The following is a 25,654-nucleotide window of genomic DNA, read 5'->3' on the forward strand; positions in this document are numbered from 1 at the left end:
ATGAACACCCTGTTTTTATTTGAAGCCGGACGCATCATCAGGCACTGGCCAGCCTATCTTATATCCCTGATCCTGATCTTGCTGGGTGTATTCTGCGGCAGCCGGTTCAATCTGTCCGCCGGAAAAGGAATCTATCTGAATTCTGCCTATACCACGGGTTTTATGATTGGGATGCTAAGTCTTTCCATTATATTTTTCGCGGTGATCTATGCTGTCCAGATGCTTTTTAAAGATCATGATTCCAGGTTTGACCAGGTGCTTTTTTCATTTCCGCTGACAGAAATTACTTACCTGAACGGAAAATTTGCAGGTTATTTTACTCAGACCTTTATCAGTTTTATCCTTCTGATCACAGGATTTACAGCAGGTCAGATGACCCGTTCCGGAAGTGAAATGCTGCCGGGATTCAATCTGATGTACTCTCTTTATCCATTACTGATCTTCGGAATGCTGAACAGCTTTCTGGTCTGCAGTTTTCTGTTTTTTGTCTCGTTTACCTCAAAGAAAAAGCTGATGACCGTAGCAGGAGGACTTTTGCTGTATGTAGCCTATATGGTTGTGCTGATTTTTTCCAGATCACCATTTATGGCAGGGAGCCTGCCACAGTCGCCGGAAGCCCAGCAGATCTCAGCACTTCTGGATCCTTTCGGGTTGTCTTCCTACTTTTTTGAAGCCGGAAAATTCTCTGTTGATCAGAAAAATACATTGCTTGTTCCGTTCACTGGATACTTGTTATGGAACAGAATCCTATTTATATGTATCTCCGGGACATTCCTGTTTTTAACCCATCGTCTGTTTTCGTTTAGTAATGCCTCAAAACATGGAAAAACAAAGAAAATTACTTCAGTTTTACCGGAAAAATCAAAAATAGCTATTCCTGATCCTGTTATTTCTTCACAGCATTTCGGCCGTGCAGCCTCTTTTAAGTCTGTTCTTTCCTATGCGAAAATTGACCTGATCTATCTTTTTAAAAGTATCGTTGTTCCCGCCGTTGTTATCCTTTTAGTATTTGCAGTCGGAATGGAAATGTATGCCGAAATTGAAAAGGGAATCCGCCTTCCGCAGAAATATGCAGGATCCGGACTGATGGCCACAACCATTTCAGAAAACTTTCATTTTTTCGGACTGCTGGTTACCGCTTATTTTATCAACGACCTCTACTGGCGGAGCAGCTCATCGGGATTTTCTCTGATTGAGAACAGTACTTTCCTTTCCAAAAACAGGCTTGCCGGACATTTTCTTTCTATTTCCGTACTGATATTCTTCTTCACCATTGTTCTGATTATGGAAGGGATTATATTCCAGACCGTTTATAACTATCTGCATATCGACTGGAATGCTTATTTCGGGGTTTTCCTGTTCAATACCTTTCCGGTTATCCTTTTTTCAGGATTTATTCTGCTGATCAATGACCGGATCCGGAATAAATTTATTGCCCTGGGAATTTCTGTTCTGGCAGTTTTCATGCTGGCCGGGCCGGTTTCCGGGAAACTCATCCCTTATCCTCTCTTCAGAATTTTCTCAGATTTTAAAGGAACTTACAGTGATTTTAACGGATATGGCGTTTATACAGCTGCCTTTTCAGAAAGATTGTTATTCGGAGCAGGAATTATTATGGTTTTGTGGAGTCTGAACCAATGGATAAAAACCGGAAAGTCCAATACTTTATCGCTTATCTTCACTGCGCTACTACTTATCTCAGGGATCCGGACCGGAATATCTTTTATGAAAGGCTATATTCCTGAAAATAAAGAGGAAAATATGGCACGCTCTGTTCAATACGAAAAAAAGTTTCACTCATACGAAAATCTTCCTCAGCCGGAAATTACGAATGTTACCACTGAAATACAATTATTTCCTTCCCAAAATTCGTATCAGATCACAGGAACATATACACTGGCCAATCTATCCGGAAAACCGATTGACAGAATCCTGATCAATTTCAATTCAGATCTGAAAACAGAATCGGCTCTTTTAAAAACCGGAAACGAAACCATAAAAATTACAGAAACCCAACCGGAAATCCTGTTGAAACATCCTTTACAACCGGGAGATACCGCTTTTCTTCATTTTAAGCTTAATTACCGCTGGTATGCTGTGAATGGCCATCAATCTTTCAATGCCATCATAGAAAATGGTTCTTTCATGAGAATCAGCAGGTATTATCCATTAATAGGCTATCAGAAAGATTATGAAATTCAGGATGAACATTTACGGAAAAAAAACAGCCTGGGGAAACTGTCTCCTCTGAAAAAACCGGAAGCACCGGAGGTTTTCAAAAATGATTTTATCGATCTTGATATGACCGTTTCCACTGAAGCGGGCCAAACCGCAATCGGAACAGGAGATCTGGTAAAAAAATGGGCCCATTCGGGAAGAAGCTATTTTCAGTACCGTGCCTATCAGATTCCGTTCAGATTTGCCGTTTCCTCTGCTTCTTACCTTTTGAAAACTGTTTATTATAAAGGAATTGCCATCAACCTCTTTTATCATGACAAGCACTTTGAAAATGCAGATCACCTTCTCAACAATGCACAGCTCACTTTAGATTACTGTATTCAGAATTTTGGAAAATATCCTTTTAAAACGGTGAATTTTGCAGAAATTTCCTCTTTTACCGGAGGTTTTGCCGCCACTGCTTATCCATCCGCGGTTTTCATGCCTGAAAATATGGTTTTCCATGCCAATATTCGTGCAGATAAAGAACAGGATGTCATTAATGAGCTGGCCGGACATGAGCTCTCCCATCTGTGGTGGGGAAACAGCCGGATCAATCCCGATGACAGGGAAGGTTCAGTAATGCTTACAGAAACCCTGGCCATGTATACCGAAATGATGCTTTATAAAAAAATGCATGGCAGCGAAAAGATGGAAGAAAGACTCAGCGTACATCGGCAGATTTACGATAATGAAAAAGGACTGTCTGAAGATCTTCCTATTTACAGAGCTACCGGAGATACTCCTCACATTTCCTACTCCAAAGGTGCTGTGGCTATGGTAAAACTGAGTGAGCTGATAGGTGAAGATAAAGTGAATACTGCGTTAAAAAACTTTTTACGAAACAATCCATATCCTAAGAAGCCATCATCACTGGATTTACTCAATGAATTTTACAGAGTTTCTCCTGATGCTGCAACTAAAAAGAAGATTGATACTTTATTTAAAACGATATAAGGAATGAAAGAATCTGCATCATCTGAAAAATCGGCGAGACCATAAATATTCACAATATCTGTGTTATCTGAGGAATCTGTGGGAAATTATTTTAACCACAACGAGGCACAAAAGATTTTAGATACTTAAGTTATTTTTTAAATAAACCTAACAGGTCTTTGAGACCTGTTAGGTTTTTATTTAAGCGTACTTATATATGTTTTATCATTATAATTAAAAGACATCTGCGTTATCAGCATGATCTGCAAGATAAAAACACTTATAAATATCAGTGGGATTTGTGGAATCTGTGGGGAACTCAAATTTTATCAATGTGATAACTGTATTTTTTGGAACGCAATGTTCAATGCATAGGCAATGTTGATTTTAAGGGTGCAAAGTGTAGAATCAACTCCGTTGATCGGATGAAGCGGCGGATTGGCTTTCGACTATATTACAAAACTTGCTGAAAATCTTTGATTTTCCTGCGCCTTAAAAGCAGTATAATAATTAAAGCTTTGTGCCATCGCGTTAAACCAACAAAAAATTCCATATTATCTGAAAATTCGAAGAAAAACATCCGCAAATCCACGAGAGAAAAACATACAAATATCACATAAAACCAGCTATATCCTCATCATACAGCTGCTTTTTCAATTATTACAAAAAAATATTTTCATCTTCCTGTAACAAAATAAAAATACATTTTACTAATTAATTGATATATCAATAATTGATAAATCATTTTATTTAAATTTTAAAATCATGGAAAAATTAAATTCAATTATATTTTACAATATCGATAAAGCGATCAGGTCTTACAGAAATTACGCGCAACGCCAGCTGAAAGCCCACGGATTTACGATTACCATCGATCAGTGGCTTATTATTAAAGCCATTCTGGAAAATCCGGGAATTACCCAGAATGAGATTGGTGATCTGGTATTCAAGGATAAAGCTTCGGTAACCAGGATCATAGATCTGCTTGTAAAATCAGAATATATCATCCGTAATGTACATCCTGAAGACCGCAGAAAAACCAACCTGGAAGTCACCGATTCCGGGAAAAAAATCATTAAGGATGTCCAGAAACTTGTGGAAGGTAACCGGACCACAGCATTAGAAGGCATTGGCCATGAGGAACTGGAAATAGTGAATTCAGCGATGCTTAATATTTCAGAAAACTGTCTTAACACTAAAAAATAAATACCATGATCCGAATATTTTTATTTTTATTAACCTGGGTAATAGCTTTGATGAGCAGCCCGCTTTCTGCCCAGACTTTACAGAATTATTCTCTTTCAGGAAATATCAATTCTGAGAAACCGGAACAGATGGAAATTAACCTGCTCAGCCCGGACCATCAACTAATCAAAACTGAGATTGCAGATGCCAGCGGAAAATTCAGCTTTAACGGTCTTCAGGCAGGAAATTATCAGCTGAAGATCAGCAAAAATGGAGCTGAAGTCTATCAGTCCGGAGATATTGCTTTAACAGAAAATAAAACCCTGCCTTCAATTGATCTGAATGTAAAGTCCATTGAAGGAGTTACCATCACAAAAGCAAAGCCTTATATTGAAAGGCAGGACGGTAAAATGATCCTGAATGTGGAAAACAGCATTGCAAGCACCGGAAATTCAGCCTTTGAAGTTCTGGAAAAAGCACCCGGGGTGAATATAGACAGCAATGATAACATCAGCCTTCGCGGAAAGGGAAATCTTCTCATTCAGATCGACGGAAAGAATACTCCGATGTCCGGAACCGACCTGGCAGCTTATCTACGGGGTATCCCCTCTTCCACCGTGGAAAAAATAGAGTTTATCACCAATCCTTCATCCAAATATGATGCAGCCGGAACTTCCATTATCAATATCAGGCTTAAAAAAGATCAGAGAAAAGGGACGAACGGAACCATTTCCACCTCATTGGGAACCGGAAAATTTATCAAGAACAACAACAGCATCAGCCTTAATCACCGGAATAAAAAACTGAATATATTTGCCAATTACAGCTTCGCTTACCGTGAATTTTACAATCATCTGAAACTCGACAGAAATTTTTATGAGGACGGTGTTTTTCAAAGCGCTTATGTACAGGACAATTTTATGAAGCTTAATTTCAGAAACCACATTGCCAGAGCCGGAATGGATTATTACCTGAATGATAAAAATATCTTAGGTTTTTCCGCCGGATTTGTAAGCAATAAATTTGACCCGAAAGGTGACAATTCCAGTATTGTATTGGGCAATAATCATCTTCCTGAAAGTAATTTCACCACTCAGAACCGTTCTCATGACCATTGGAAAAATATTTCGTTCAATCTGAATCATAAGTATACGATTGATTCATTGGGATCAGAGCTGACAACCGATTTCGATTATATCAACTATTCCAATACTTCTCTCCAGAATTTTGAAACCAGAACTTATTCGGCAGCAGAAAACAGACTTGACATTCTGCAGGGGGATATTGGCGGGAACCTTAATATTTATTCTTTAAAATCTGATCTTTCGAAAAACCTTAAAAACGACTGGAAAATAGAAGCCGGAGCCAAAGTAAGCTTTGTAAAGGCAGATAATGATCTGCAGTTTTTTGATGCCAGCTCAGGAAATCCGGTATTGGATGTGAATAAAACCAATCATTTCATTTATGAGGAAAACATTAATGCTGCTTATGGAAACGTATCGAAGAAATGGGAAAAGTTCAGTGCTGTTTTCGGGCTGAGAGCTGAAAATACCAATGTAAAAGGAACCCAGCTGACGACCAATCAGGTTAATAAAAAGAATTACACCCAGCTTTTCCCAAGTGCTGTATTTTCTTATAATCTGACGGATAAAAGCAGCCTGGAAGTCAATTTCAGCAGAAGGATCACCCGGCCGAGCTACAATCAGCTGAATCCTTTTAAATTCTACCTGGACCCTACCACCTACCGGGCCGGAAACCCAGATCTGGACCCACAGACCACAATGAATTATGAATTCACTTACAGCCTGAGCAATAAATATTTTGCTACGTTAAGTTACAGCAGAACTTCCGACAATATTACGGATGTGATAAAGCCTGTGGTGGAAAACGGGAAGAATATTACAGTTCAAACCATCGAAAACATAAGTGCAGCAACTTATTACGGACTTTATCTGATCGCTCCGGTAAAAGTGACGAAATGGTGGGAAATGAACAACAGTGCTAATTTCTATTACGGATTATATACAGGAAATGTTTCGGAAACGCAGATCAATAATAAAGGAAATTTCACTTTCAATATTAACAGCATTCATTCATTTAAATTAGGAAACGGTTTTACAGCAGAACTTACAGGAAATTACAGAGCGAGGGAAGTTTATGCGTATATGGACGTTCAGCCGAACTGGTACCTGAATATTGGGGCACAGAAAAAATTCAGCAATAACAGTACACTGAAACTGGCTTTCAACGATGTATTTTTTACCAGCAATCAAAAAGCCCAGGTCGTTTTCAATAATTATGTAGAGAATTTTGATGTAAAAAGAGACAGCCGGGTCATTACGCTTTCCTATACCTATAATTTTGGTTCCTCGAAAAACGGACAGCCGAGAAAGACTGGCGGTGCGGATGATCTGAAACAGAGAATCGGAGCGTAATTATTTAATTTACAAATGATAAGATTAAACCTTACAGGATCGTCTGTAAGGTTTTTTATATGAGAAAAAATAAGTTTCTTTTATTAAGTCTGTTCAACCTCTTTTATTAAACTGTGAGATATTCTCTTAAACTTTCTAAGTGAACTCAAGTGTTTAAAACAAAATTTTCTCTTTTTCCGGCTAAGTTTAAATGAATTTAAAAGACTTATTTCAGACTTTCAATGTCCTGTAAAAAAGCCTATTTATTAAAATATTTAATCTGGTTTAAAGGTGAAGAGCTTGGATAGAAAGTATGTGAAATCATCAGTTTCATTTTCTTTTTTTCTCTATCCACAGATACAATTCCTTTTCCGGTAATATAAATCAACTGTTTTTTCGCATTGATCTCAATATTGGAAACCGGGTAAAGTGAGGAATCAACCGGGATCTCAAAAGTTGTTTTCCCTTTCAGGTCTATGACAAAAATTTTATCTGCGGTATATCCTGTTATTTCATGCTGACCGGTAAGCTGCCAGTTTTTGATCATTCCCCGAGGCTCAAACATCCATTTTTCTTTTCCTGACTTTGAATCCAGAGCAATTAAGGCCATTTTGTTTCCGTCATCGCTTTTTTTACAGACTATTAGGAAATCATCAGCCAGGGCGGTCTGATCATCTCCCAGGCGCGGGTATTTTTCCGACTGGTAGGTCCACTCAAAAATATCTTTTCTGTCGGTAAAATTATTTTTAGGGTCTGTAATATCCCCACCTTTTGTCAATCCTTTTTCCTCTACGGCCAATGCATAGAATTTTCCTTTTTCATCTCCTAAGAACAGAAGGTTTCCGGAAGCCTGCATCTGAACATACAGAGGATCGGGAAAAGGAGCATCTTCATACATTCCGTTGCTTGCAGAGGTACCTTCTTTATAATGCAGATCAAGATAAACCGCAGAATTGAGATAGATGTTTTTATTGTTTTCCACCGGCTGATAATAGTTGTAATTGGTGGAATTGTTATCGGTAGAAAAGCTGGTTCCGTCTTTAGCATTAATGACATAAAACCGGGATCTGAAAACCTGAGGATTTCCCGCGGAGGCAATATATAATTTATCATCGTACCGTAAAGGCTTTGACATAAAAACAGGCCCCAGATACCTTTCTGAATTTTCCGTTATAATGGTTCCGTCTTCAGAAATTCCCCCTTCAATAATTTCATCAGGAGCATCTTTATAGCTGTTATTCCATTTTACTTTTCCCGAAACAATCTGTACTGAAACCAGCCTTCCGCTTTCAAAAGGCATATAAACAGATTCCGTATCGAAAGTAAACCGGTTTTGATTGGACAGGGTGTCTTCCTTTGATACATACTGCCACGTCAGTTTTCCGGTTTCCAGGTTAAAATTGAATAATTTTCCTTTTGATGAGACGATCAGCGTTTCATTGGGAACCTTTACTGCGGGTTCTTTTTTTCCGGTAGAATGGCAGCCTGACAGAATGGCAGCGGTACAGCATAACAGAAATATTTTTTTCATACCATTATTTTTTAACGACTCTCCCATCCGTATACACGGTATATTCTTCACCGCCTGATTTCTGCAGAACCACTTTTCCATCAACAAAATCGTTGGTAAAGGTAAATTCGGGCTGAACAATTATTTCTTCTCTGAAATTTTTAAGTCCCCAGCGTGCCGGTTCTTTCATAAAGAAAAACAGCCCGCTTCCTGCATAATCCACCGATTCATATTTGGGCTCAACCAATATTTTCCCCGTCTTATCGGCAAATCCATATTTGTTATCTTTTGAGATCCTGAAAATCCCGTCTTTTTCGGCCATAATATCTCCATACAAAGGCTTCAGAATCTCTTCTCCCTTATCATTCACCAAGCCCCAGTTCTGGCCCAAAGCTACCTGACAGAAACCATCGGTAAACCCAACAGCGATTCCGTCGTACTTGGTAGACACCATTATTTTTCCCTGTTTACTGATAAGCCCCATGTTCGGTTCGTCTTCATTATCCGTAAGTCTCTTTATACTTGCAAAATCAGAACCCTCAAAATGAACGGTTTCGTAAAAAGGATCTTCACTGATCCATGCATCATCTGTTTTATTGTAGTGTCCTTTTACCTGGGTACCGTAATCTCCTTTATTTTCCGGCATCGTTTTTACCGTTTCTGCCTGAGCGGCCGGACGTGCCTGATTTTCTTCTTTATTTTTAGGCTGGCAGGCCATCATTACGATTATGCTGCTTAACAATATGATTCTCATTGCTCTGTTTTGGCTAAAGATAAAACAAAATCAGGTGAAATATTCATTATTTCAGGCTTTTAACAAAAAAAAATCCCTCAAATTGAGGGATTCTATGTATATAAGAATTAATCTTAAGCTTCTGTTGAAGGATTCTGGTTTTCCACCGGCTTTTCAGCCTGAGGTCTTTGCCCTCCATCCGGTCTCTGTCCGCCTTCCGGTCTTGGTTTTCCTTCCGGTTTCGGAGGTCTTGGTAAAAGCACTTTTCTTGAAAGTTTCATTTTCTTACGGTCATCGTAACCCATGAACTTCACTTCCACTTCATCACCTTCCGCATAAGGAACTTTATCCAGACGCTTCCACTCTATTTCAGAGATGTGAAGAAGTCCTTCGGTACCTTTAGCAATAGCAACGAAAGCTCCGAAGTCCATTACTTTCACTACTTTTCCTTTGTATACTTCTCCTATTACCGGAACGAAAGTGATTTCGTTGATCTTCGCCACCGCAGCGTTGATCTTCTCTCGGTCTGTACCGGCAATTTCGATACGTCCGATTTCTCCGATCTCTTCGATAGCGATCACCGTATCCGTATCTTTCTGCATCTGCTGGATGATCTTTCCTCCAGGCCCGATTACTGCACCGATAAAGTCTTTTGGAATTTCCATAACCACCATTTTCGGAGCGTGAGGCTTCACGTCTGCTCTTGGTTCAGAAATAGTTTCGGTAATTTTGTTCAGGATGTGAAGTCTTCCGTCTTTAGCCTGCATTAACGCTTTTTCCATGATGTCCATAGAAAGCCCCTGGATCTTGATATCCATCTGGCAAGCGGTGATCCCGTCTGCGGTACCTGTTACTTTAAAGTCCATATCTCCCAGGTGATCTTCGTCTCCCAAGATATCTGAAAGAACAGTGAATTTACCTGATTTGGCATCTGTGATCAATCCCATCGCGATTCCTGAAACCGGTTTTGTGATTTTTACACCTGCATCCATTAATGCTAATGTTCCTGCACAAACGGTTGCCATTGAAGATGAACCGTTGGATTCCAAAATATCGGAAACAATTCTGATGGTATATGGGTTTTCAGCAGGGATAACGGCTGTTAATGCTCTTTGAGCAAGGTTTCCGTGTCCTACTTCTCTTCTTGAAGTTCCTCTTAAAGGTCTTGCCTCTCCGGTAGAGAACGGAGGGAAGTTGTAGTGAAGGAAGAATTTCTCATCGTGCTGCGAGATTACGCTGTCGATCATGTTTGCGTCTTTCACAGAACCTAAGGTTACAGCAGTAAGAGACTGAGTTTCTCCTCTTGTAAAGATCGCTGAACCGTGTGCTCCCGGAAGATAGTCGATTTCTGACCAGATCGGACGGATCGTCTGAGGATCACGGCCGTCAAGACGGATATTGTCTTCAAGGATCATCTGACGCATTGCTTCTTTCTCTACATCATGATAATATACTTTAACGAAAGGAGTTACTCTTGCCAGCTCTTCTTCATCTTCAGCATACTGTGCCAGGAATTCTTCAAGAACCGCTTTGAACTTCTCTCCTCTTTCTTCTTTGTTGGAAGGGGTTTTCGCTACTTCATACACTTTATCGTAGCATTCTTTCCATACTTTCTCACGGATCTCCTCATCGTGATCTTCGTGGGAATATTCTCTTTTAGGGAAGGATTTTCCTACTTTCGCCGCCAGTCTTTCCTGAGCTTCGATCTGTTTTTTGATTTCTGCGTGAGCGAAGTTGATCGCTTCAAGCATTTCCTGCTCGGAGATCTCCTTCATTTCCCCTTCTACCATTACGATGGAATCTTTGGTAGCTCCCACCATAATATCGATATCTGATTTTAACAGGTTTTCATAGCTTGGGTTTACCGCCAGCTGGCCATCGATTCTTACTACTCTTGCTTCAGACATTGGTCCGTTGAAAGGAATATCGGTAATCGCAATCGCAGCAGAAGCTGCAAGACCTGCCAGTGCTTCCGGCATTACTTCTTTATCATAAGAGATCAGGGAGATCATTACCTGTACTTCCGCATGGAAATCTTCAGGGAATAACGGACGAAGTACTCTGTCCACCAATCTCATTGTAAGAACTTCATCATCAGAAGGCTTAGCCTCTCTTCTGAAAAAGTTTCCAGGAATTCTTCCTCCTGCATAAAATTTCTCTCTGTAATCAACTGTAAGTGGTAAGAAATCCACTCCCGGGTTGGCTTCTTTATTGGCTACAACGGTTGCTAAAAGCATTGTTCCGCCACATTTTACAACAACAGATCCGTCTGCCTGCTTGGCCAGCTTCCCTGTTTCAATAGTGATTTCCCTGCCGTCTGCAAGGACAACCGTTTCTGTAAACGCCTGAGGTATACTCATAAATTTGTCTTCTTTATACTCCGTATTGAGTATGATTAATATTTAAACTCTTTAAATTTTCGTTTGCAAAGGTAGTATATAATAATGATATATTGAATTTTCAGTTTCAAAATCCTATATGAGATCAGAAAAAAGAACGGTCACATCTTAACAAATAGTAGCTGTTTGTGTGAAAAGTTAAACCTGCCGATCATTCTGAAGGTAAAAAAATATTTTTTCCAAAATTATGTAGGAAAAAATCATGCTGTTTTTGTATTATTGTCTCAAAAAGTGTAAATAAAGTTTTAAAAGATCAAACTATGCTTTTAATAGTATAAAGCAGTGGAGAAGTTGCAGAAAAATAAGATACCGTCTTATCTTTGCCCCGCTTCTCACAAAAATATGCTGCAGACGAAAAATCAACTGAATAAGTTTAACAGGCTTTTTCATATTAAATAAATGTTTATGACCAATAAAGAAGTACAGCCGCAGAACAGGAATTATACTGTTCCGCTGATCACCATCACCCTGCTTTTTTTCATGTGGGGATTCATTACCTGCATGAATGATATTCTTATCCCGTATCTGAAGCAGCTTTTCAAACTCACCTTTTTCGAATCGATGCTGGTACAGTTCTGTTTTTTCGGAGCTTATTTTATCGGATCGCTGATTTATTTCCTGATTTCCATTTCCAAAGGAGATCCCATCAATAAATTAGGATATAAAAAGGGAATTTTATTTGGAATCCTTCTGGCGGCCCTGGGCTGTGTATTATTTTATCCGGCGGCTACGTTCTCCTACTATCCTTTATTTTTAGGTGCGTTATTTATTCTCGGGCTCGGTTTTACGGTATTACAGATCACAGCCAACGCCTATGTTTCTTTATTGGGAAGCGAGGAATCCGCATCCAGCCGTCTGAATATGACGCAGGCTTTCAATGCCTTCGGAACAACGATTGCCCCGGTACTCGGCGGGCATCTGATCTTCGAGTTTTTCTCGGCTCCGGACGGCTCTTTCAGCGCTGTTGCCACAAGAATCCCTTATCTGATCTTTGCAGGAATACTGCTTCTGGTAGGCCTACTGATCTCCAGAGTGAAACTTCCTTCATTCCGGATGGGAGAAGAGGAAATTGTAAAAGGCTGGGGAGCGCTTCAGTTCAGTCATCTGAAATTCGGTGTTTTTGCCATGTTCTGTTATGTAGGCGGTGAAGTAGCCGTAGGAAGTTTTATCATCAGCTTCCTGGAACAGCCACAGATCATGAATTTCACAGAGGTAATCAGTAAAAATTATCTTGCCTTATACTGGGGAGGCGCGATGATCGGACGTTTCCTCGGGGCTATTTCCCTGAATCAGTCACTAAGCCAGGAGAAAAAAGCCCTCTATATGCTGGGAGCGGCAGGTGCTGTATTCCTGGTCATCTTCAGTATTGTGAATCTGAGTTTTGCTCAGATCAGTTTCTTTCTGGTATTCATTGTGCTGAATTTCATTGCTTTCTTTATCGGTAAAGCAGCTCCCGCAAGAACTCTTTCCATCTTTGCATCCGTGAATGTCCTTCTGCTGATCTCTGCTATGGTAAACCACGGAGAACTGGCGATGTACAGTATTTTAGGAATCGGGATATTCAACTCCATTATGTTCTCCAATATCTATACTTTAGCGATTTCAGGATTAGGTAAATATACCAGCCAGGGGTCGTCTCTGGTGGTTATGGCTATTCTTGGCGGTGCCATTGTTCCTATTTTCCAGGGATATCTTGCGGATCAGTTCGGGGTTCAGCATTCATTTATCATTCCTGTATTCTGTTATCTGGTGATTCTGATATTCGGAATTTACTGCACCAAGTATCTCAGCCACGTTCAAAGTACGGAATCGAAATCCGGACATTAAAAATCAGTGATATAAAAAATATAGCGGAATACTCAGGTGTTCCGCTTTCTTTTTAAAATATGCAGCGGGTAACTTCCCTCCGGAAAATTCTACTTATTCTAATATATCGTTTAAACCTTCAGGTCCTATGAAAGCCCAGTTAAAACCTGAGTACGCAGCATTTTCAGTCTTAGGGATCCTTGCATTTTCGCGGACGGAATATTCCTGGTGGTGGTTTGCAGCTCTTTTTTGCTCCTGACCTTTCCATGCTGGGATATCTATCTGATCAATAATAAAACAGGGGCATTGTTCTATAAACTGTTCCATCAGTTTGGAGTGACCATTGCCGTTTATCTTTTGGGGGAAGTTTTTTCTCTTCCCTATCTGCAGACAGCCGGGGCCATTTTGTTTTCTCATTCTGCTTTTGACCGCTTGCCGGGCTATGGACTGAAGTATCCGGACAGTTTTCAGAATACCCCTCTGGGAAAGATCGGGAAAAATAAAACGTAGTCCGGGTACAGTTATCTTTAATTGTAAAAGCGGCTTGTTCCCGGAAAAAGCTATTTTCTTACTTTTTTAGAAAAGGTATATCCCAGTTTCCATTCAAGATAATTGGCAACATGGAAGTTGTAGGCATTGATTCCGAATGAGGCGAAAAAACGGTCTGTGATCTGATACTGCAGTCCTATTCTCTGAAAAAAAGCATCATCATCATATTCCCGCTGTTTTTTAAAGACATAATATCCAGCTCCGATATTAACGGATAATTTTCCCATCATCAATCTGTAAGAAGGAATGACACTCAGTAAAACCCGATCATCTGAAAACCTTTTTTTCTGATATAATGTACTGTCTGAAACATACATCTGATGATTATACTGCTCATCCATCGTAACGCCTACCCCTATTCCGTACGCTGATTTTGCAGAATACTGCCGCATATAAAATGCTTCAGCACCGTACACAGAATAGTTGTAGCCTTCGTACAGCCTGAGATCTTCACGGTGATCGCCTCTGTAAAATGCATTTTTCCTGCCTCCGAAAACAGATACTTCAAAAGTATTGTACTTATCATACGGTGTATATTTATTTCCTCGTGTTTCCGGCAGCGCTGCACGTTCCGGATAGTACACCAGGCTAAGCTGCGGAGCCCAGGTATTTAAGCCTTTATTGGGAATTTTTAAGCCGCCGTTGGAAAGATGATTGAATTTTACATTAAGCCCGATATCAAAATACTTTCCCAGCTCATAGTACATTCCTGTTCCCACACTGATGAACATATTGGTTTTAGAACTTACCGATGTATTGTAATACTCCTTATCAATATCAAACGGACTGGAATTGAAGGATATTCCGAAATTAACGTGGTGATACCATTTCAGTGGTCCCCACTGCCTGATCTTCGCATTATATATTCCGTAAACGGCAAAGGGGCTTCCCATTTGTCTGTTATGAAGAAAATCAAGCGCCAAAACCCCTATACCGTACTGAGGATAATTAAACTGTTTTTCCCAGTCTCTGGTACCTGTGGTCTGTTTAAGCAGCTGAAAAGAATATGCCGCATAATCTTTATGTTCATAACTTTTCAGATGTATATTGGTAGCCAGCACTTTTCCGTATTCAGCGCCGGCAGAAAACGCCAGAGTGCTTTTATGCAGCGAATCTTTTTCCTGTGCCATACAGAATGCCGGCACTAAGATCATAAACAGATAAAAATGTTTCAAAACGGGTAATGGATTTAAAATCCACAAATCTAAAACATTAATTAACTAAAAAAAATTAAAAAACCATTAAAATCATTGCATAATTCATTATTATACCTTTTTAATAAAATTGCATTAATTTTTTTCATCTGTAAACAAAAAAAAGCAACTTCTTCTGAAGTTGCTTTGTCTTTGAAAATTTTTATAGACTATTTTCTTAAACCTAGTTCAGCGATAATCGCTCTGTATCTTGCGATATCTTTATTTTTAAGATAATCCAGTAATCTTTTTCTTTTACCTACCAGCTTAACAAGAGATTTCTCTGTGTTGAAATCTTTGTGGTTCCCTTTTAAGTGACCTGAAAGGTGGTTGATTCTGAAAGTGAAAAGTGCAATCTGTCCTTCAGCACTTCCTGTGTCTTGTGCAGATTTTCCGTGTTTTGCGAAAATTTCCTGCTTTTTTTCTGTTGTTAAGTACATTCCAATATTGTTTAATGATTATTATGTAACGGGTGCAAAATTACGACTATTTTTTGATTCTGCAAACATTATCGATTTCATATATCAAAATTGATAGAAAAAAATGTTAAAAATTTCTTAATAAATTTTATGTCATCCTGTTAAAAGGCCGTATTTTTGCATACGAATTACAAATGAAAAAAATTATATTTTTTACAGCAGTCAGCACTTTTCTCCTCATCGGTTTTACTTCAGTAAAGGCGCAGAAAAACAGCGACGATAAAGCAAAAAAGGTTTTATACTTTAATCCTGAGGTGGAACCTGATATTGAGGAAATTAAAGAACTCACCAATCTGGCTTTTTTCAGTGCCGTTTCAGACAATTTCAGCAACCGGAAAAACAAAATGCTCAGAGCCGGAGTCCAGATTCCTTTTGATACGATCGAAAAGCAAACCATCACCGATTACTGCGTCAATAACGATGCTGATTTTGCGGTTGTTCCCAAAGTAAAATACTTTAAAGTGGGTATCGGTAAATACGTATTCTCCAATCAGGTGGTAGTCAGCATGAAACTTTTTGATGCCGTTGGCAACCTGGTAACAGAAACCGATTATGATACCTACCGTAAAAACATGCGTCTTTTAGGTTCTACCGAAAACTCCATTAAAATAGGAACAGAAGGTGCCATAAAAGGAATTCTAAAAAAACTCCGCAAGCTTAAATATGCTGAGGGAGTTGAGCTGTAATTGGTACAGTCTGTAATTCATAGTATGCTGAGAGTGTCAATGCTCAATTCAGCGGCACTGGTCAATACTCAATTTATAGCTGTATGATAAAATCCTGATATTTCTTTCTATTTGAAATCTTTCCTTTTATTTTATATCGAAAATCAAAAAAAACGTACAACATTCTGATTCATAATTAAATATTTTCATCATCTGGTGAATAATATGGGAATTTTTCTTATTTTAGTATAGCATTAAATCTACATCATATGAAAAATTCAAATCTAAAGAAAATCACGAGAGATCAGCAGAAGCAGATCAATGGCGGAGCCATCAAAAGATGCAGCGAAACGGTACCATGTACTGTGGGCTGGTGCTGTGACGGAGCCTGTAAACCGTATATCTGTATTGAAGCCTGATCTAAATTCTCCGACAGTTATGAAAAATCTAAAAAAACTTAGCAGAAAAGGGCTTCAGGAGATTAACGGCGGCGGTCCTTTAAAAAAATGTCAGACCCATACGCAGTGCGGATTCGGGGAATGTTGTGACGGCGGCATGTGTATGCCCTCCCCTTATCCTTTATGCGGACCGATACTGGAATAATCCAGAGATTTTGAAATTTAATTTTTCTGACATCCGCTCCGGCGGGTGTTTTTTTATTTTCCAATACACTGTTATAAAGGTTTTTGAACTTTAATTAATCCTTAATTTTATCACTTTGTTGTCCTGTTTTAAAAAATTGAATTATTTTTGCATATCCAAAAATTTCACGTTTTGAATTCCAGAGACGAACTTATCTTCAATCCTGCCGATATTGCCGAGACTCTCAGCGGACTGCCTGCTGATGAAAGGCTGCTGGCGTTTCTGAAGGTTCCGAAAGAATATAAAGCGGAAGTTTTTTCCCATCTTGATCCGGATTTTCAGGAAGATACCATCAGAAGTATCGGAAGCGATGAGGTTTCTGAAATTCTGAATGCCATGACACCGGATGACAGGACTGCCCTCTTTGAGGATTTTCCGGATGAACTGATCAAGTACTCTATCAATCATCTGAATCCCCAGGAAAGAAGAATCGCTCTGAAACTTCTGGGTTACAACTCCGATTCCATTGCCCGTCTGATGACACCTTACTACATCCAGATCCGTAAGGAATGGACTGTAAAGCGATGCCTTCAGCAAATAAAAAAGGTAGGAAAAAGAGTGGAAACCATGAACCACCTCTACGTGGTGGATGAAAGAAACCGGCTTATTGATGATATTGCTCTGGGAAGCCTTCTTCTGGCTGAAGAAGATACTCTGATCTCCGAGATCACCGACAATCATTTTGTAGCCATAACCACCACTACGAGTAAAGAAGATGCCGTAACCTACTTTGAAAAGTACGACCGAACAGCATTACCCATTATTACTGAAGCCGGTGTTCTGGTGGGTATTGTGACAATTGATGATATTCTCGATCAGATTGAGCAGCAGAATACGGAAGATATTCAGAAATTCGGGGGTCTTGAAGCCCTTGATGTTCCCTATACACAGACTTCCCTGATGGAAATGGTCAAAAAAAGAGGAACCTGGCTGATCATTCTGTTTTTCTCCGAGATGCTTACCGCTTCTGCAATGGGATATTTTGAAGATGAAATCCAGAAAGCCGTAGTCCTGGCTTTATTTGTTCCGCTGATTATTTCCAGTGGAGGAAACTCCGGTTCCCAGGCTGCAACGCTGATCATCAGAGCTATGGCCCTTCAGGAGATCGGATTAAAGGACTGGTGGTATGTGATGAGGAAAGAAATCTTTACCGGGCTTTTCCTCGGCGGGATTCTTGGAATCATCGGATTCCTGAGAATTATGATCTGGCACGAAGCAGGGTTTTTCAATTACGGGCAATACTGGCCTTTCGTAGGTTTAAGTGTAGGCGTTTCCTTAGTAATGATTGTACTTTGGGGAACACTCTCCGGTTCTATGGTGCCTTTTATCCTTAAAAAACTAAATCTTGACCCTGCCACTTCTTCCGCTCCGTTTGTAGCCACTTTGGTAGATGTAACCGGGCTTATCATTTATTTTTCCGTAGCCGGACTTTTCCTTACCGGAAAACTTTTGTAATTTTAGGCATCATCTAATATGCCCATATGAAAATTGTTTCTCTTGTTCCTTCTATTACGGAAGCTTTATTTGACCTCGGACTGACTGAAAATGAAATTATCGGAAGAACCAAATTCTGCATTCATCCACAGGATAAAGTAAAAAATGTAACAGTGATCGGCGGTACAAAGAACATCAATATTGAAAAGATTAAAGCCTTACAGCCTGATCTGATTCTTGCCAATAAGGAGGAAAACATTAAAGAACAGGTAGAAGTCCTGATGAATGATTTCAAAGTAACGGTAACGAATATTGAAACCATTGAAGACAATTATTATCTCTTAAAAAATCTCGGAAAACTCCTGAACAGAGAAGAAAAAGCCCAGCTTTTCAATCTTAAGATCTATGAAATCCTTGATCAGACAAAACTTGAAACTCATATAAAAACGGCTTATCTTATCTGGAATAACCCTTATATGACAGTGGGTTCCGATACTTTCATCCACCGGATTTTATCGGAAATTGGTTTTGACAATATCTTTAAAAATAAAACCCGCTACCCTGTCATTACAACGGAAGATCTTGCTGATGCTGATGTCATTATGCTTTCTTCCGAACCTTTTCCGTTTAAAGAAAAACATATAGAGGAGCTGAAAGCAGTTTATCCTGAGAAAAAGATCATGATCGTAGACGGTGAAGCTTTTTCCTGGTATGGGACGCATATTGCCAAGTGCGGAAATTATTTTAAAGAGATGCTCGCGGAAGTCCTTGCTGTACCTTCCTAAATTTTAATAGAGATATTATTTTCTTTAAAACTGCTGAACAGGCTCTGCTTTACAATACTTACTGTTTCTTCAATACGGTAAATGCTGCACCAGAATTTGATCAGTATCCCGTAATTCCCATCAGTTATGGTATTGTAATAAATCTGATATGGTTTTGTCTGATCTACCTGGGGTACTTCCTGAAGTGTTTTTCCGGCAATTTCATTGATTTCCGACATAGATTCTGTGTCTAAGACTGAGAGTGTGATTTCTACCAGTTTCAGATTGTCTGTATAGGTCCAGTTGGTAATATTCTGGGATAAAATAGTTCCGTTCGGGATAATAATTTCCGCTCCGTTGGGTGCATTAATCTTGGTAGTCCGCAGCCCCATAGATTTTACACGTCCTGTCTGTGCATTCACATCAATGATATCTCCTATCTGGATAGGGCGGTCAAAAATCAGAATAATCCCTGATACAAAATTATTGACAATACTCTGTAATCCTAATCCTACTCCAACTCCCAATGCTCCTATAACTATACTTATTTTGTCTAATGGAACTCCGGAAGCAGCTACCGCCAGCAAATAACCGGCTATAAGGATCAGAAGCCTTGTGATCAGCAGCTTTGAATGCTGGGCTTTATTAATGTTTTCTTCGTCTTCATCTTCAATTTCCCCAAAAAAATAGGCCACATATTTCTGCAGCAGATGGGCAATCCATACCAGCGCCATAAAAAGCAGAATATTGCCCAGTGTAAATGTAAAACTCCCTATGGTATTGGGATGCGATAATATTGTTATGAAAACGGCCCGGAAAGGAATCCATAAATTAAGATTAGAAGTAAGTACAGCAAAACCGGCATACCCCAGAAGTAAAATGAAAGGTCTTCTGAGATTTGCTGCCAGGCTTTCATGATCAAAAAGCCTGTCTATACCTCTTTTCACTCTTGATCTGTAAATCTGAAGGATAATGATTTCTGTAATGATCTTAAGCAAAACATTAAGCGCAATGATCTGAACAAAAGCTATAAGCCCTGTAAAGCTGAAACTATGTGCCAATGATACTCTTCCAAAGAGATTAAGAAAAATGGAAAACACGCTGAAAACTGCAAATATAAAAAGGCCCAGCCGGAATGCCGCTTTATTGCAGGGAAGATCTCCGTTATTTCTGAACTGCCATACGGTATAGGCTACGGACAGAATATTTAAGATCAAAAACAGGCTTCTGCCCAACAGATCAGCTTTCAGAAAAAGACTTATAAAGCACATGAAAATAAAGACCGCAATAATAAAAATCCAGCTTTTCATCTGCTGCTGCGGCCATGATTTTCTGAATAGAAAGAAAATGCAGAGAATCAGTGCCAGCTGAAGAATTTCGGTGAAAGCAGCCGGGGCATAAAGATTATTGATAATGGCAATATTAATAACGATCAGAAGAAGGGAAATAAAAAGGTGATGATTTAAATATTTAAAATTCAGAAGATTCAGGTTTTCAAAATACCCTGCTTTTTTTATATACTGCAGATTGGCTGTAATATACCCACCCAAAAGGAGCATCAACACAGCCAGTACGACAAAACTTCCCCATGTGGACCTCAGGTAATAGGCTGTAACGCTTTTTTCAGTTCCGATATTGCTTATATTTTCTATATCTTTCCCTGAATGACCGGACTTTATCACCTGCCATAAAGCTGGATACTCTTGTTTAAAAAGATCAATTCCCGACCTTTCCACGCGTTCTTCCTGCTTATTTAGTGCTTCTGTAATACTGGTTTTATACTCCAGCATCTGTCTTTTCTTCTCATTCACAATCGCCTGATTGGCATTCAGAAGGCTGTCTGTTTTTTTATACTGCTCATTGAGGGCAAGAAGTTCAGGCAGGAACTGTCTGATGAGAACCGTATCTTTTATAAGCCTGGTAAGAAGGGGGTTGTTTTTAAGGCTGGAAGCCTGTTCTTTAATTTTATTAAATTTTTCATCCTGAGTATTGATGAAATTATTCTGATTTTCAAATTCTTTCTTAATTCCTACCAGTTCATTCTGGTACATCTGCTGGTTACGGACATTGAGATTGGCCCTTTTGATGCTTCCTAAAATAAGCTTAAGTCTTTCATCAGTGGATTTCATATCACTGAAAACTTTATAGGCATCTAAACCGAATTCACCGTCAGTATAAGACTTGCGGAGAATTTCATCTGCTTTTTCAATGATAAGAAGGTAGTCCGTAGCGGATGCTTCGTCCCCAAACATTTTTGAGACGGGCAAAGAATCCTTTTTCGGGGCCTGTTGTGCAAAGCACGGCTGGAAGAGAAACAGGCACAGAATTACAAGCCATACGTTGTTGGTTGCTGTTTTCATCATTTATGTTTTAAAAAAGTTAAAAAAATCTACCTCCGGGGGAACTTCCGTAAGTAAGTTATAAAATCCTGGAAACTTCGTTACAAAGCCATTCCAATAATTCTCTGTCTGCAGCTGTAAAAGGATCGATTGTATGAGAATCAATATCAATCTGCCCAATATTTTTTCCGTCTTTAAAGATCGGGACTACAATTTCAGCCTTTGTATCAATTGAACAGCTCAGATAGTTGCTTTCTTCATGTACATCCGGAACTACGAATGTCTCATTGGAAACGGCAACCTGCCCGCAGATCCCCTTTCCGTAAGGGATAATGGTATGATCGGTAGGAGCTCCTACGTAAGGCCCCAGAATCAGTTCGTCTTTATCCCCGTTCTTAAAATAAAAACCGGTCCAGTTGAAATAGGAAATCTCCTGATCCAGCAGGTGGCATACTTTTTCAAGTTTTTCGTTTGTATTATGTTTAGGACTTTCAAGAATGGACGAAAGCCTTTTCTTTAATTCTGACATTGTATTGATGTTTTTAAGAGAATTGTTTTAAGGAAAGTTCTTCTTTATATCCGAACATTCCGCGGTCTTTTATCATTTCTGCAACGCCATCCGGAACCTGGTTTTCCCAGCCTTTGATGCAGCAGGCAATTTTTCTTAATATTTCTCTTGAATAGATCTCTAAAAATTCCGGATTATAGTTGGTGATATCTACGATACGGTTGTTGTGTTTGAAATATTTATAGAGTTCTTTTAAGTTTTCTTCCACTTTAAGATTGGATGCATCAAGCAGTTCATGCGTTTCAGGATCTTTATACGGATACAGATATACTCTCATTCCGTTTCTGAAGAACTTCCCGAAAGCTTCCAGAATTCCGCCTGACATATCTTTGTAGTATTTCTCATCAAATACCATCAACAGGTTGTTTACTCCCATTGCCACCCCGATGTCTCCGGTAGTGTACGAAGCGAAGTAATCAATCAGTCTGTAATATTCTGAGAAGTTGGAAATAATAACGGTATATCCCAGTTTACCGAGAATATCCACCCTATCCAGGAAGTCGCGCTCATCAATATCTCCGTCTGCTCTGAGGTTTGAAATGGTAATTTCGATAAGCACCTCTGTTTCTTCATGGGTACACGTGGCATCTTTCAGAAACATATCCAGGCCGTTCTGAAGCATATCGATATTCACTTTTGTAACGGGTCTGAAGCTTCCTCTTACCGCAAAAATATTTTTCTTGTATAAAACATCGGCAGGAAGCATATTATTCCCCTGGGAATTGAAGATCACAGCATCTGTCATTCCGTTCTTCACGAGCTGCAGAGACATCAGCCTGTTGTCTACGTACGCAAACGCAGGGCCGTTAAAATCGATCATGTCAATTTCAAGATTATCTTTGGCAATATCATCATATAAGGATTCAATCAGTGTTCTGGGATTGTCAAAGTAATTGAACGCTCCGAAAATAAGGTTTACCCCCAGATTCCCTAAAGTTTCCTGCTGTAAGGTGGCATCGTTTTCCTTGAATTTTACATGGATCACGATCTCATTGTAATCTTCATTTTCTTTTACCTGAAAACGGATTCCCACCCAGCCGTGGCCTTTAATGGTTTTATCGAAATTGATGGTGGTTACGGTATTGGCATAGGAAAAAAACTTTCTGTTGGGATTATTTTCCCTTGAAATACGTTCTTCGATCAGTGCTACCTCATAGCGAAGCATTTTTCGGAGTCTGTTTTGGGTAACGTATCTGTTTTTTACCTCTTTTCCGTAGATCGCATCACTGAAATCTTTGTCGTAAGCAGACATGGCTTTGGCAATTGTACCGGAAGCTCCTCCTGCTCTAAAAAAATGGCGAACGGTCTCCTGCCCTGCTCCAATTTCCGCGAAAGTACCATAAATAGTAGGATCTAGATTAATTGTTAATGCTTTTTGCTTAGGAGTTAATTTCTGATACATTAGGACGTCAAATTTTTCGTAAATTTACCAAAATTAAACCAACCTCAAAAGAAAATGAAGTTGAAATTTTTAGGAACCGGAACTTCACAGGGTGTGCCCGTTATAGGCTGTACCTGCGAGGTGTGTACTTCCCAAAATCCCAAAGATCAGCGTTTCCGTTCTTCTGTGATGGTCACCACGGAGGAAAATAAAAAAATACTGATCGACTGCGGTCCGGATTTCAGGCAGCAGATGCTGATCAATCGCGAAAATAATGTGGATATCGCCCTCATCACTCATGAACATAACGATCATGTGATCGGGCTTGATGATATGCGTCCGCTGATCTTCAAAAGCGGAAAAGATATTCCTCTTTACTGCTATCCGCGAGTGGCCCACGAAATCAAGAACCGTTTTCCTTACGCGTTTGCTGATGTAAGGTATCCCGGTGCTCCCGCATTTGAGCTTCACGAAATTGAAAATAAACCTTTTCAGGTACTGGATACGGAAATCACTCCTGTGGAAGTGATCCACTATAAAATTACCGTTTTCGGATATAAGTTTAAAAAACTGGCCTACATTACGGATGCCGGTTTTATTTCTGAAACGGAAAAGGAAAAATTAAAGAACCTGGATGTACTGATCCTGAACTGCATCAGGAAATTTGATCCTCACCCTGCCCATTTTATCCTCCCGGACGTTATCAGACTGTTTGAGGAACTGAAACCTAAACAGTTATTTTTAACCCACATCAGCCATCATCTCGGGCTGCATGATGTTGAAGATAAACAGCTTCCATCCGGAATGCACCTTGCCTACGACGGTCTGGAAATTGAATTTTAAAAATTTTCCTCTAAAAAGTTTTCGGACATTAAAAAAAGTTTCTATATTTGCACACCGATTTACAGCAGCCCAGGTGGCGGAATTGGTAGACGCGCTGGTCTCAAACACCAGTTCTTAGGAGTACCGGTTCGATCCCGGTCCTGGGTACAAAAAACCTCTGAAATCATTTGATTTTCAGAGGTTTTTGATTTTTGAACTACTAGCAACCTAGTCTTTTTCAGTTTTTTGAAAAGAATGATATGAACAATACTTTACAATAATAAAATTCAATTCATTTATTCTATAAATTAAAGCTCACACAAACTATTTTTATCAATCCAATACATTCACAGAAAGCTGTAAATCTGAGCCTGAATATTACAGATCCTTTTACTATTGAGTTGATATTAAAACTTATATGGCATCAAAAAATAAAGAGCCATCTACAATTATAGACAGCTCTTTATTTTTAATGTTATATTGACTTTCCGCTATTTCTTCACTATTTTTTCCGTGGTTCTTCCGCCGTCTGAAAAATAAGCTTCTACCATATACACTCCTTTTACCAGAAATCCTACATTAACAGAGGTGATTTCCTTATCTTTCACTTCCATACTTCTCTTTCCCGCCATATCATAGATAATGATTTTTGTGATTTGCTTTTTGGATTTGAAATGAAGAACATCTCCAACAGGATTAGGATAAAAACCAGTCCCTGAATGCAAAATATCAGCCTCATTTACTCCCAGACATGCTCCGCTTGATGTCATTACAACTAATCTTTCCATACTTTCGCATAAATTTTGGGTTTGGGATGCATAATACATTCCTCCATTTACAAGCGGTGTCGTATCGGGTAAAAGATTTCCTCCCGTTGCTGAATCATACCACCGGATATCGGTTCCAGAAACGGCAAGCTGAGCAAGTGTATTTCCGGAGCAAAACTGCTGTGCTGTATTTCCCACCGGGGCAGCAGTGCTGCATTCTTCAAAGACAACATTATCCAGAAAGGCAAAATTTCCGGCCTGATAGATAATATTCTTCAGCCCTTTAAACTTCACTCTGTTGGTTCCGGCAGGAAGAATGATTGATTTTGTCACCCATTGTGCAGCAGTAGGCATAAAAAAAGTATTCAGGATACCACCGGTATTCAGTTCACCGTTTACCCCTATCTCATAATTATGAGCTTCAGTATAGGTATTCCCCTCATCTGTTGAGTATTCAAGAATGATATGATCATCAGCAAAAACGGTCTGCAGTGCAATAGGCATTGTATACCGGTTGGCCCCGGCAAAATCAAAGGTTACCCTGATCCATGAATTTCCTGAAGAATTTAAAATGGGAGAAACTACATTATAGGTAGAAGCTCCCTGTGAATTGTAAAAATTATACATAAGACTTCCCTGCCCACCATTAGGAGAGCCTACAACCGGATGTGCCCCTACAATGGTACCTGAAGAAGAATAATTCCATTGAGATTGGGTAGGGCTGTCACCAAACTTTTCCGTAAAAGGTAATGCAACCTGAGAAAATGAAAACACCGGCGCCATTAGCATACAGAATAAAATATAAAAATTGATTTTTAACATAAAATACGAATTTAGGTTATACTATTAAG

The 25,654-nt window shown here is 39.4% G+C and carries 20 protein-coding genes and 1 tRNA gene; 12 read left to right on the top strand and 9 right to left on the bottom strand.

Going from position 1 to position 25,654, the window contains the following annotated elements:
- The 3 genes from AC106S_RS06600 to AC106S_RS06610 all read left to right on the top strand — a co-directional run bounded on the left by AC106S_RS06600 (nucleotide 1) and on the right by AC106S_RS06610 (nucleotide 6,773).
- The gene (locus tag AC106S_RS06600; RefSeq protein WP_482438288.1) at nucleotides 1–3,174 is read left to right on the top strand and encodes a M1 family aminopeptidase; all 3,174 of its coding nucleotides are present in this window, start codon (nucleotides 1–3) and stop codon (nucleotides 3,172–3,174) included.
- A gap of 744 nt (nucleotides 3,175–3,918) precedes the next feature.
- Complete coding sequence (locus AC106S_RS06605) at nucleotides 3,919–4,359, top strand: MarR family winged helix-turn-helix transcriptional regulator (protein ID WP_482438289.1); 441 nt, start codon at nucleotides 3,919–3,921, stop codon at nucleotides 4,357–4,359.
- A gap of 5 nt (nucleotides 4,360–4,364) precedes the next feature.
- A complete protein-coding gene (locus AC106S_RS06610) occupies nucleotides 4,365–6,773 on the top strand; it encodes a TonB-dependent receptor domain-containing protein (RefSeq protein WP_482438290.1) in 2,409 nt (802 codons plus the stop codon).
- Between the two features lie 238 nt (nucleotides 6,774–7,011).
- Here AC106S_RS06610 and AC106S_RS06615 read toward each other — a convergent pair whose 3' ends face one another.
- The 3 genes from AC106S_RS06615 to AC106S_RS06625 form a co-directional block, all read right to left on the bottom strand.
- The gene (locus AC106S_RS06615) at nucleotides 7,012–8,283 is read right to left on the bottom strand and encodes an outer membrane protein assembly factor BamB family protein (RefSeq protein WP_482438291.1); all 1,272 of its coding nucleotides are present in this window, start codon (nucleotides 8,281–8,283) and stop codon (nucleotides 7,012–7,014) included.
- 4 nt (nucleotides 8,284–8,287) lie between these two features.
- Nucleotides 8,288–9,016 (bottom strand): WG repeat-containing protein, encoded by a 729-nt coding sequence (locus AC106S_RS06620; protein WP_482438292.1) that lies wholly within the window; start codon nucleotides 9,014–9,016, stop codon nucleotides 8,288–8,290.
- A gap of 113 nt (nucleotides 9,017–9,129) precedes the next feature.
- Nucleotides 9,130–11,355 (bottom strand): polyribonucleotide nucleotidyltransferase, encoded by a 2,226-nt coding sequence (locus AC106S_RS06625; RefSeq protein ID WP_482438293.1) that lies wholly within the window; start codon nucleotides 11,353–11,355, stop codon nucleotides 9,130–9,132.
- Between the two features lie 444 nt (nucleotides 11,356–11,799).
- On the opposite strand from AC106S_RS06625, the gene AC106S_RS06630 reads away from it, so the two are divergent.
- Nucleotides 11,800–13,221: a sugar MFS transporter gene (locus AC106S_RS06630; RefSeq protein WP_482438294.1), complete on the top strand. Its 1,422-nt coding sequence runs from the start codon at nucleotides 11,800–11,802 to the stop codon at nucleotides 13,219–13,221.
- 285 nt (nucleotides 13,222–13,506) lie between these two features.
- On the top strand, nucleotides 13,507–13,710 hold the full coding sequence (locus tag AC106S_RS06635; RefSeq protein WP_482438295.1) for a DUF4260 family protein: 204 nt from the start codon (nucleotides 13,507–13,509) through the stop codon (nucleotides 13,708–13,710).
- Nucleotides 13,711–13,760: 50 nt separating this feature from the next.
- On the opposite strand, the gene AC106S_RS06640 is transcribed toward AC106S_RS06635, so the two are convergent.
- Both AC106S_RS06640 and rpsO read right to left on the bottom strand, forming a co-directional pair.
- Nucleotides 13,761–14,903 carry an acyloxyacyl hydrolase gene (locus AC106S_RS06640; protein WP_482438296.1) on the bottom strand — a complete coding sequence of 381 codons (1,143 nt, stop codon included), beginning with the start codon at nucleotides 14,901–14,903 and terminating at the stop codon, nucleotides 13,761–13,763.
- Between the two features lie 209 nt (nucleotides 14,904–15,112).
- Nucleotides 15,113–15,382, bottom strand: coding sequence for a 30S ribosomal protein S15 (rpsO, locus tag AC106S_RS06645; RefSeq protein WP_062696685.1), 270 nt, complete (start codon nucleotides 15,380–15,382; stop codon nucleotides 15,113–15,115).
- Between the two features lie 173 nt (nucleotides 15,383–15,555).
- Between rpsO and AC106S_RS06650 the strand changes: the two genes are divergently transcribed.
- The 5 genes from AC106S_RS06650 (at nucleotide 15,556) to AC106S_RS06670 (ending at nucleotide 18,947) form a co-directional block, all read left to right on the top strand.
- Nucleotides 15,556–16,107 (top strand): pyruvate decarboxylase, encoded by a 552-nt coding sequence (locus tag AC106S_RS06650; RefSeq protein WP_482438297.1) that lies wholly within the window; start codon nucleotides 15,556–15,558, stop codon nucleotides 16,105–16,107.
- A 248-nt stretch (nucleotides 16,108–16,355) separates the two neighbouring features.
- A complete protein-coding gene (locus AC106S_RS06655) occupies nucleotides 16,356–16,505 on the top strand; it encodes a bacteriocin-like protein (RefSeq protein WP_482438298.1) in 150 nt (49 codons plus the stop codon).
- Between the two features lie 19 nt (nucleotides 16,506–16,524).
- Complete coding sequence (locus AC106S_RS06660) at nucleotides 16,525–16,689, top strand: bacteriocin-like protein (protein WP_482438299.1); 165 nt, start codon at nucleotides 16,525–16,527, stop codon at nucleotides 16,687–16,689.
- Between the two features lie 147 nt (nucleotides 16,690–16,836).
- Nucleotides 16,837–18,183, top strand: a complete 1,347-nt coding sequence (mgtE, locus tag AC106S_RS06665) for a magnesium transporter (protein WP_482438300.1) — start codon at nucleotides 16,837–16,839, stop codon at nucleotides 18,181–18,183.
- Nucleotides 18,184–18,209: 26 nt separating this feature from the next.
- Nucleotides 18,210–18,947 carry an ABC transporter substrate-binding protein gene (locus AC106S_RS06670; RefSeq protein WP_482438301.1) on the top strand — a complete coding sequence of 246 codons (738 nt, stop codon included), beginning with the start codon at nucleotides 18,210–18,212 and terminating at the stop codon, nucleotides 18,945–18,947.
- Here AC106S_RS06670 and AC106S_RS06675 read toward each other — a convergent pair.
- From AC106S_RS06675 to AC106S_RS06685, 3 genes are read right to left on the bottom strand one after another with little or no spacing between them, the layout of a single operon-like run.
- A complete protein-coding gene (locus AC106S_RS06675) occupies nucleotides 18,944–21,289 on the bottom strand; it encodes a mechanosensitive ion channel family protein (protein WP_482438302.1) in 2,346 nt (781 codons plus the stop codon). The genes AC106S_RS06670 and AC106S_RS06675 overlap by 4 nt on opposite strands.
- 55 nt (nucleotides 21,290–21,344) lie before the next feature.
- Nucleotides 21,345–21,794 (bottom strand): GAF domain-containing protein, encoded by a 450-nt coding sequence (locus AC106S_RS06680; protein ID WP_482438303.1) that lies wholly within the window; start codon nucleotides 21,792–21,794, stop codon nucleotides 21,345–21,347.
- Nucleotides 21,795–21,807: 13 nt separating this feature from the next.
- Nucleotides 21,808–23,235, bottom strand: a complete 1,428-nt coding sequence (locus AC106S_RS06685) for a TonB-dependent receptor (RefSeq protein ID WP_482438304.1) — start codon at nucleotides 23,233–23,235, stop codon at nucleotides 21,808–21,810.
- 54 nt (nucleotides 23,236–23,289) lie between these two features.
- On the opposite strand from AC106S_RS06685, the gene AC106S_RS06690 reads away from it, so the two are divergent.
- Together AC106S_RS06690 and AC106S_RS06695 are read left to right on the top strand one after the other, a co-directional pair.
- Nucleotides 23,290–24,057: an MBL fold metallo-hydrolase gene (locus AC106S_RS06690; RefSeq protein WP_482438305.1), complete on the top strand. Its 768-nt coding sequence runs from the start codon at nucleotides 23,290–23,292 to the stop codon at nucleotides 24,055–24,057.
- Nucleotides 24,058–24,124: 67 nt separating this feature from the next.
- Nucleotides 24,125–24,204 (top strand) — tRNA-Leu (locus AC106S_RS06695).
- A gap of 323 nt (nucleotides 24,205–24,527) precedes the next feature.
- On the opposite strand, the gene AC106S_RS06700 is transcribed toward AC106S_RS06695, so the two are convergent.
- Nucleotides 24,528–25,625: a T9SS type A sorting domain-containing protein gene (locus AC106S_RS06700; RefSeq protein WP_482438306.1), complete on the bottom strand. Its 1,098-nt coding sequence runs from the start codon at nucleotides 25,623–25,625 to the stop codon at nucleotides 24,528–24,530.
- Nucleotides 25,626–25,654: the final 29 nt, after the last annotated feature.

The sequence above is a fragment of the Chryseobacterium sp. FR054 genome (genome assembly GCF_056844565.1).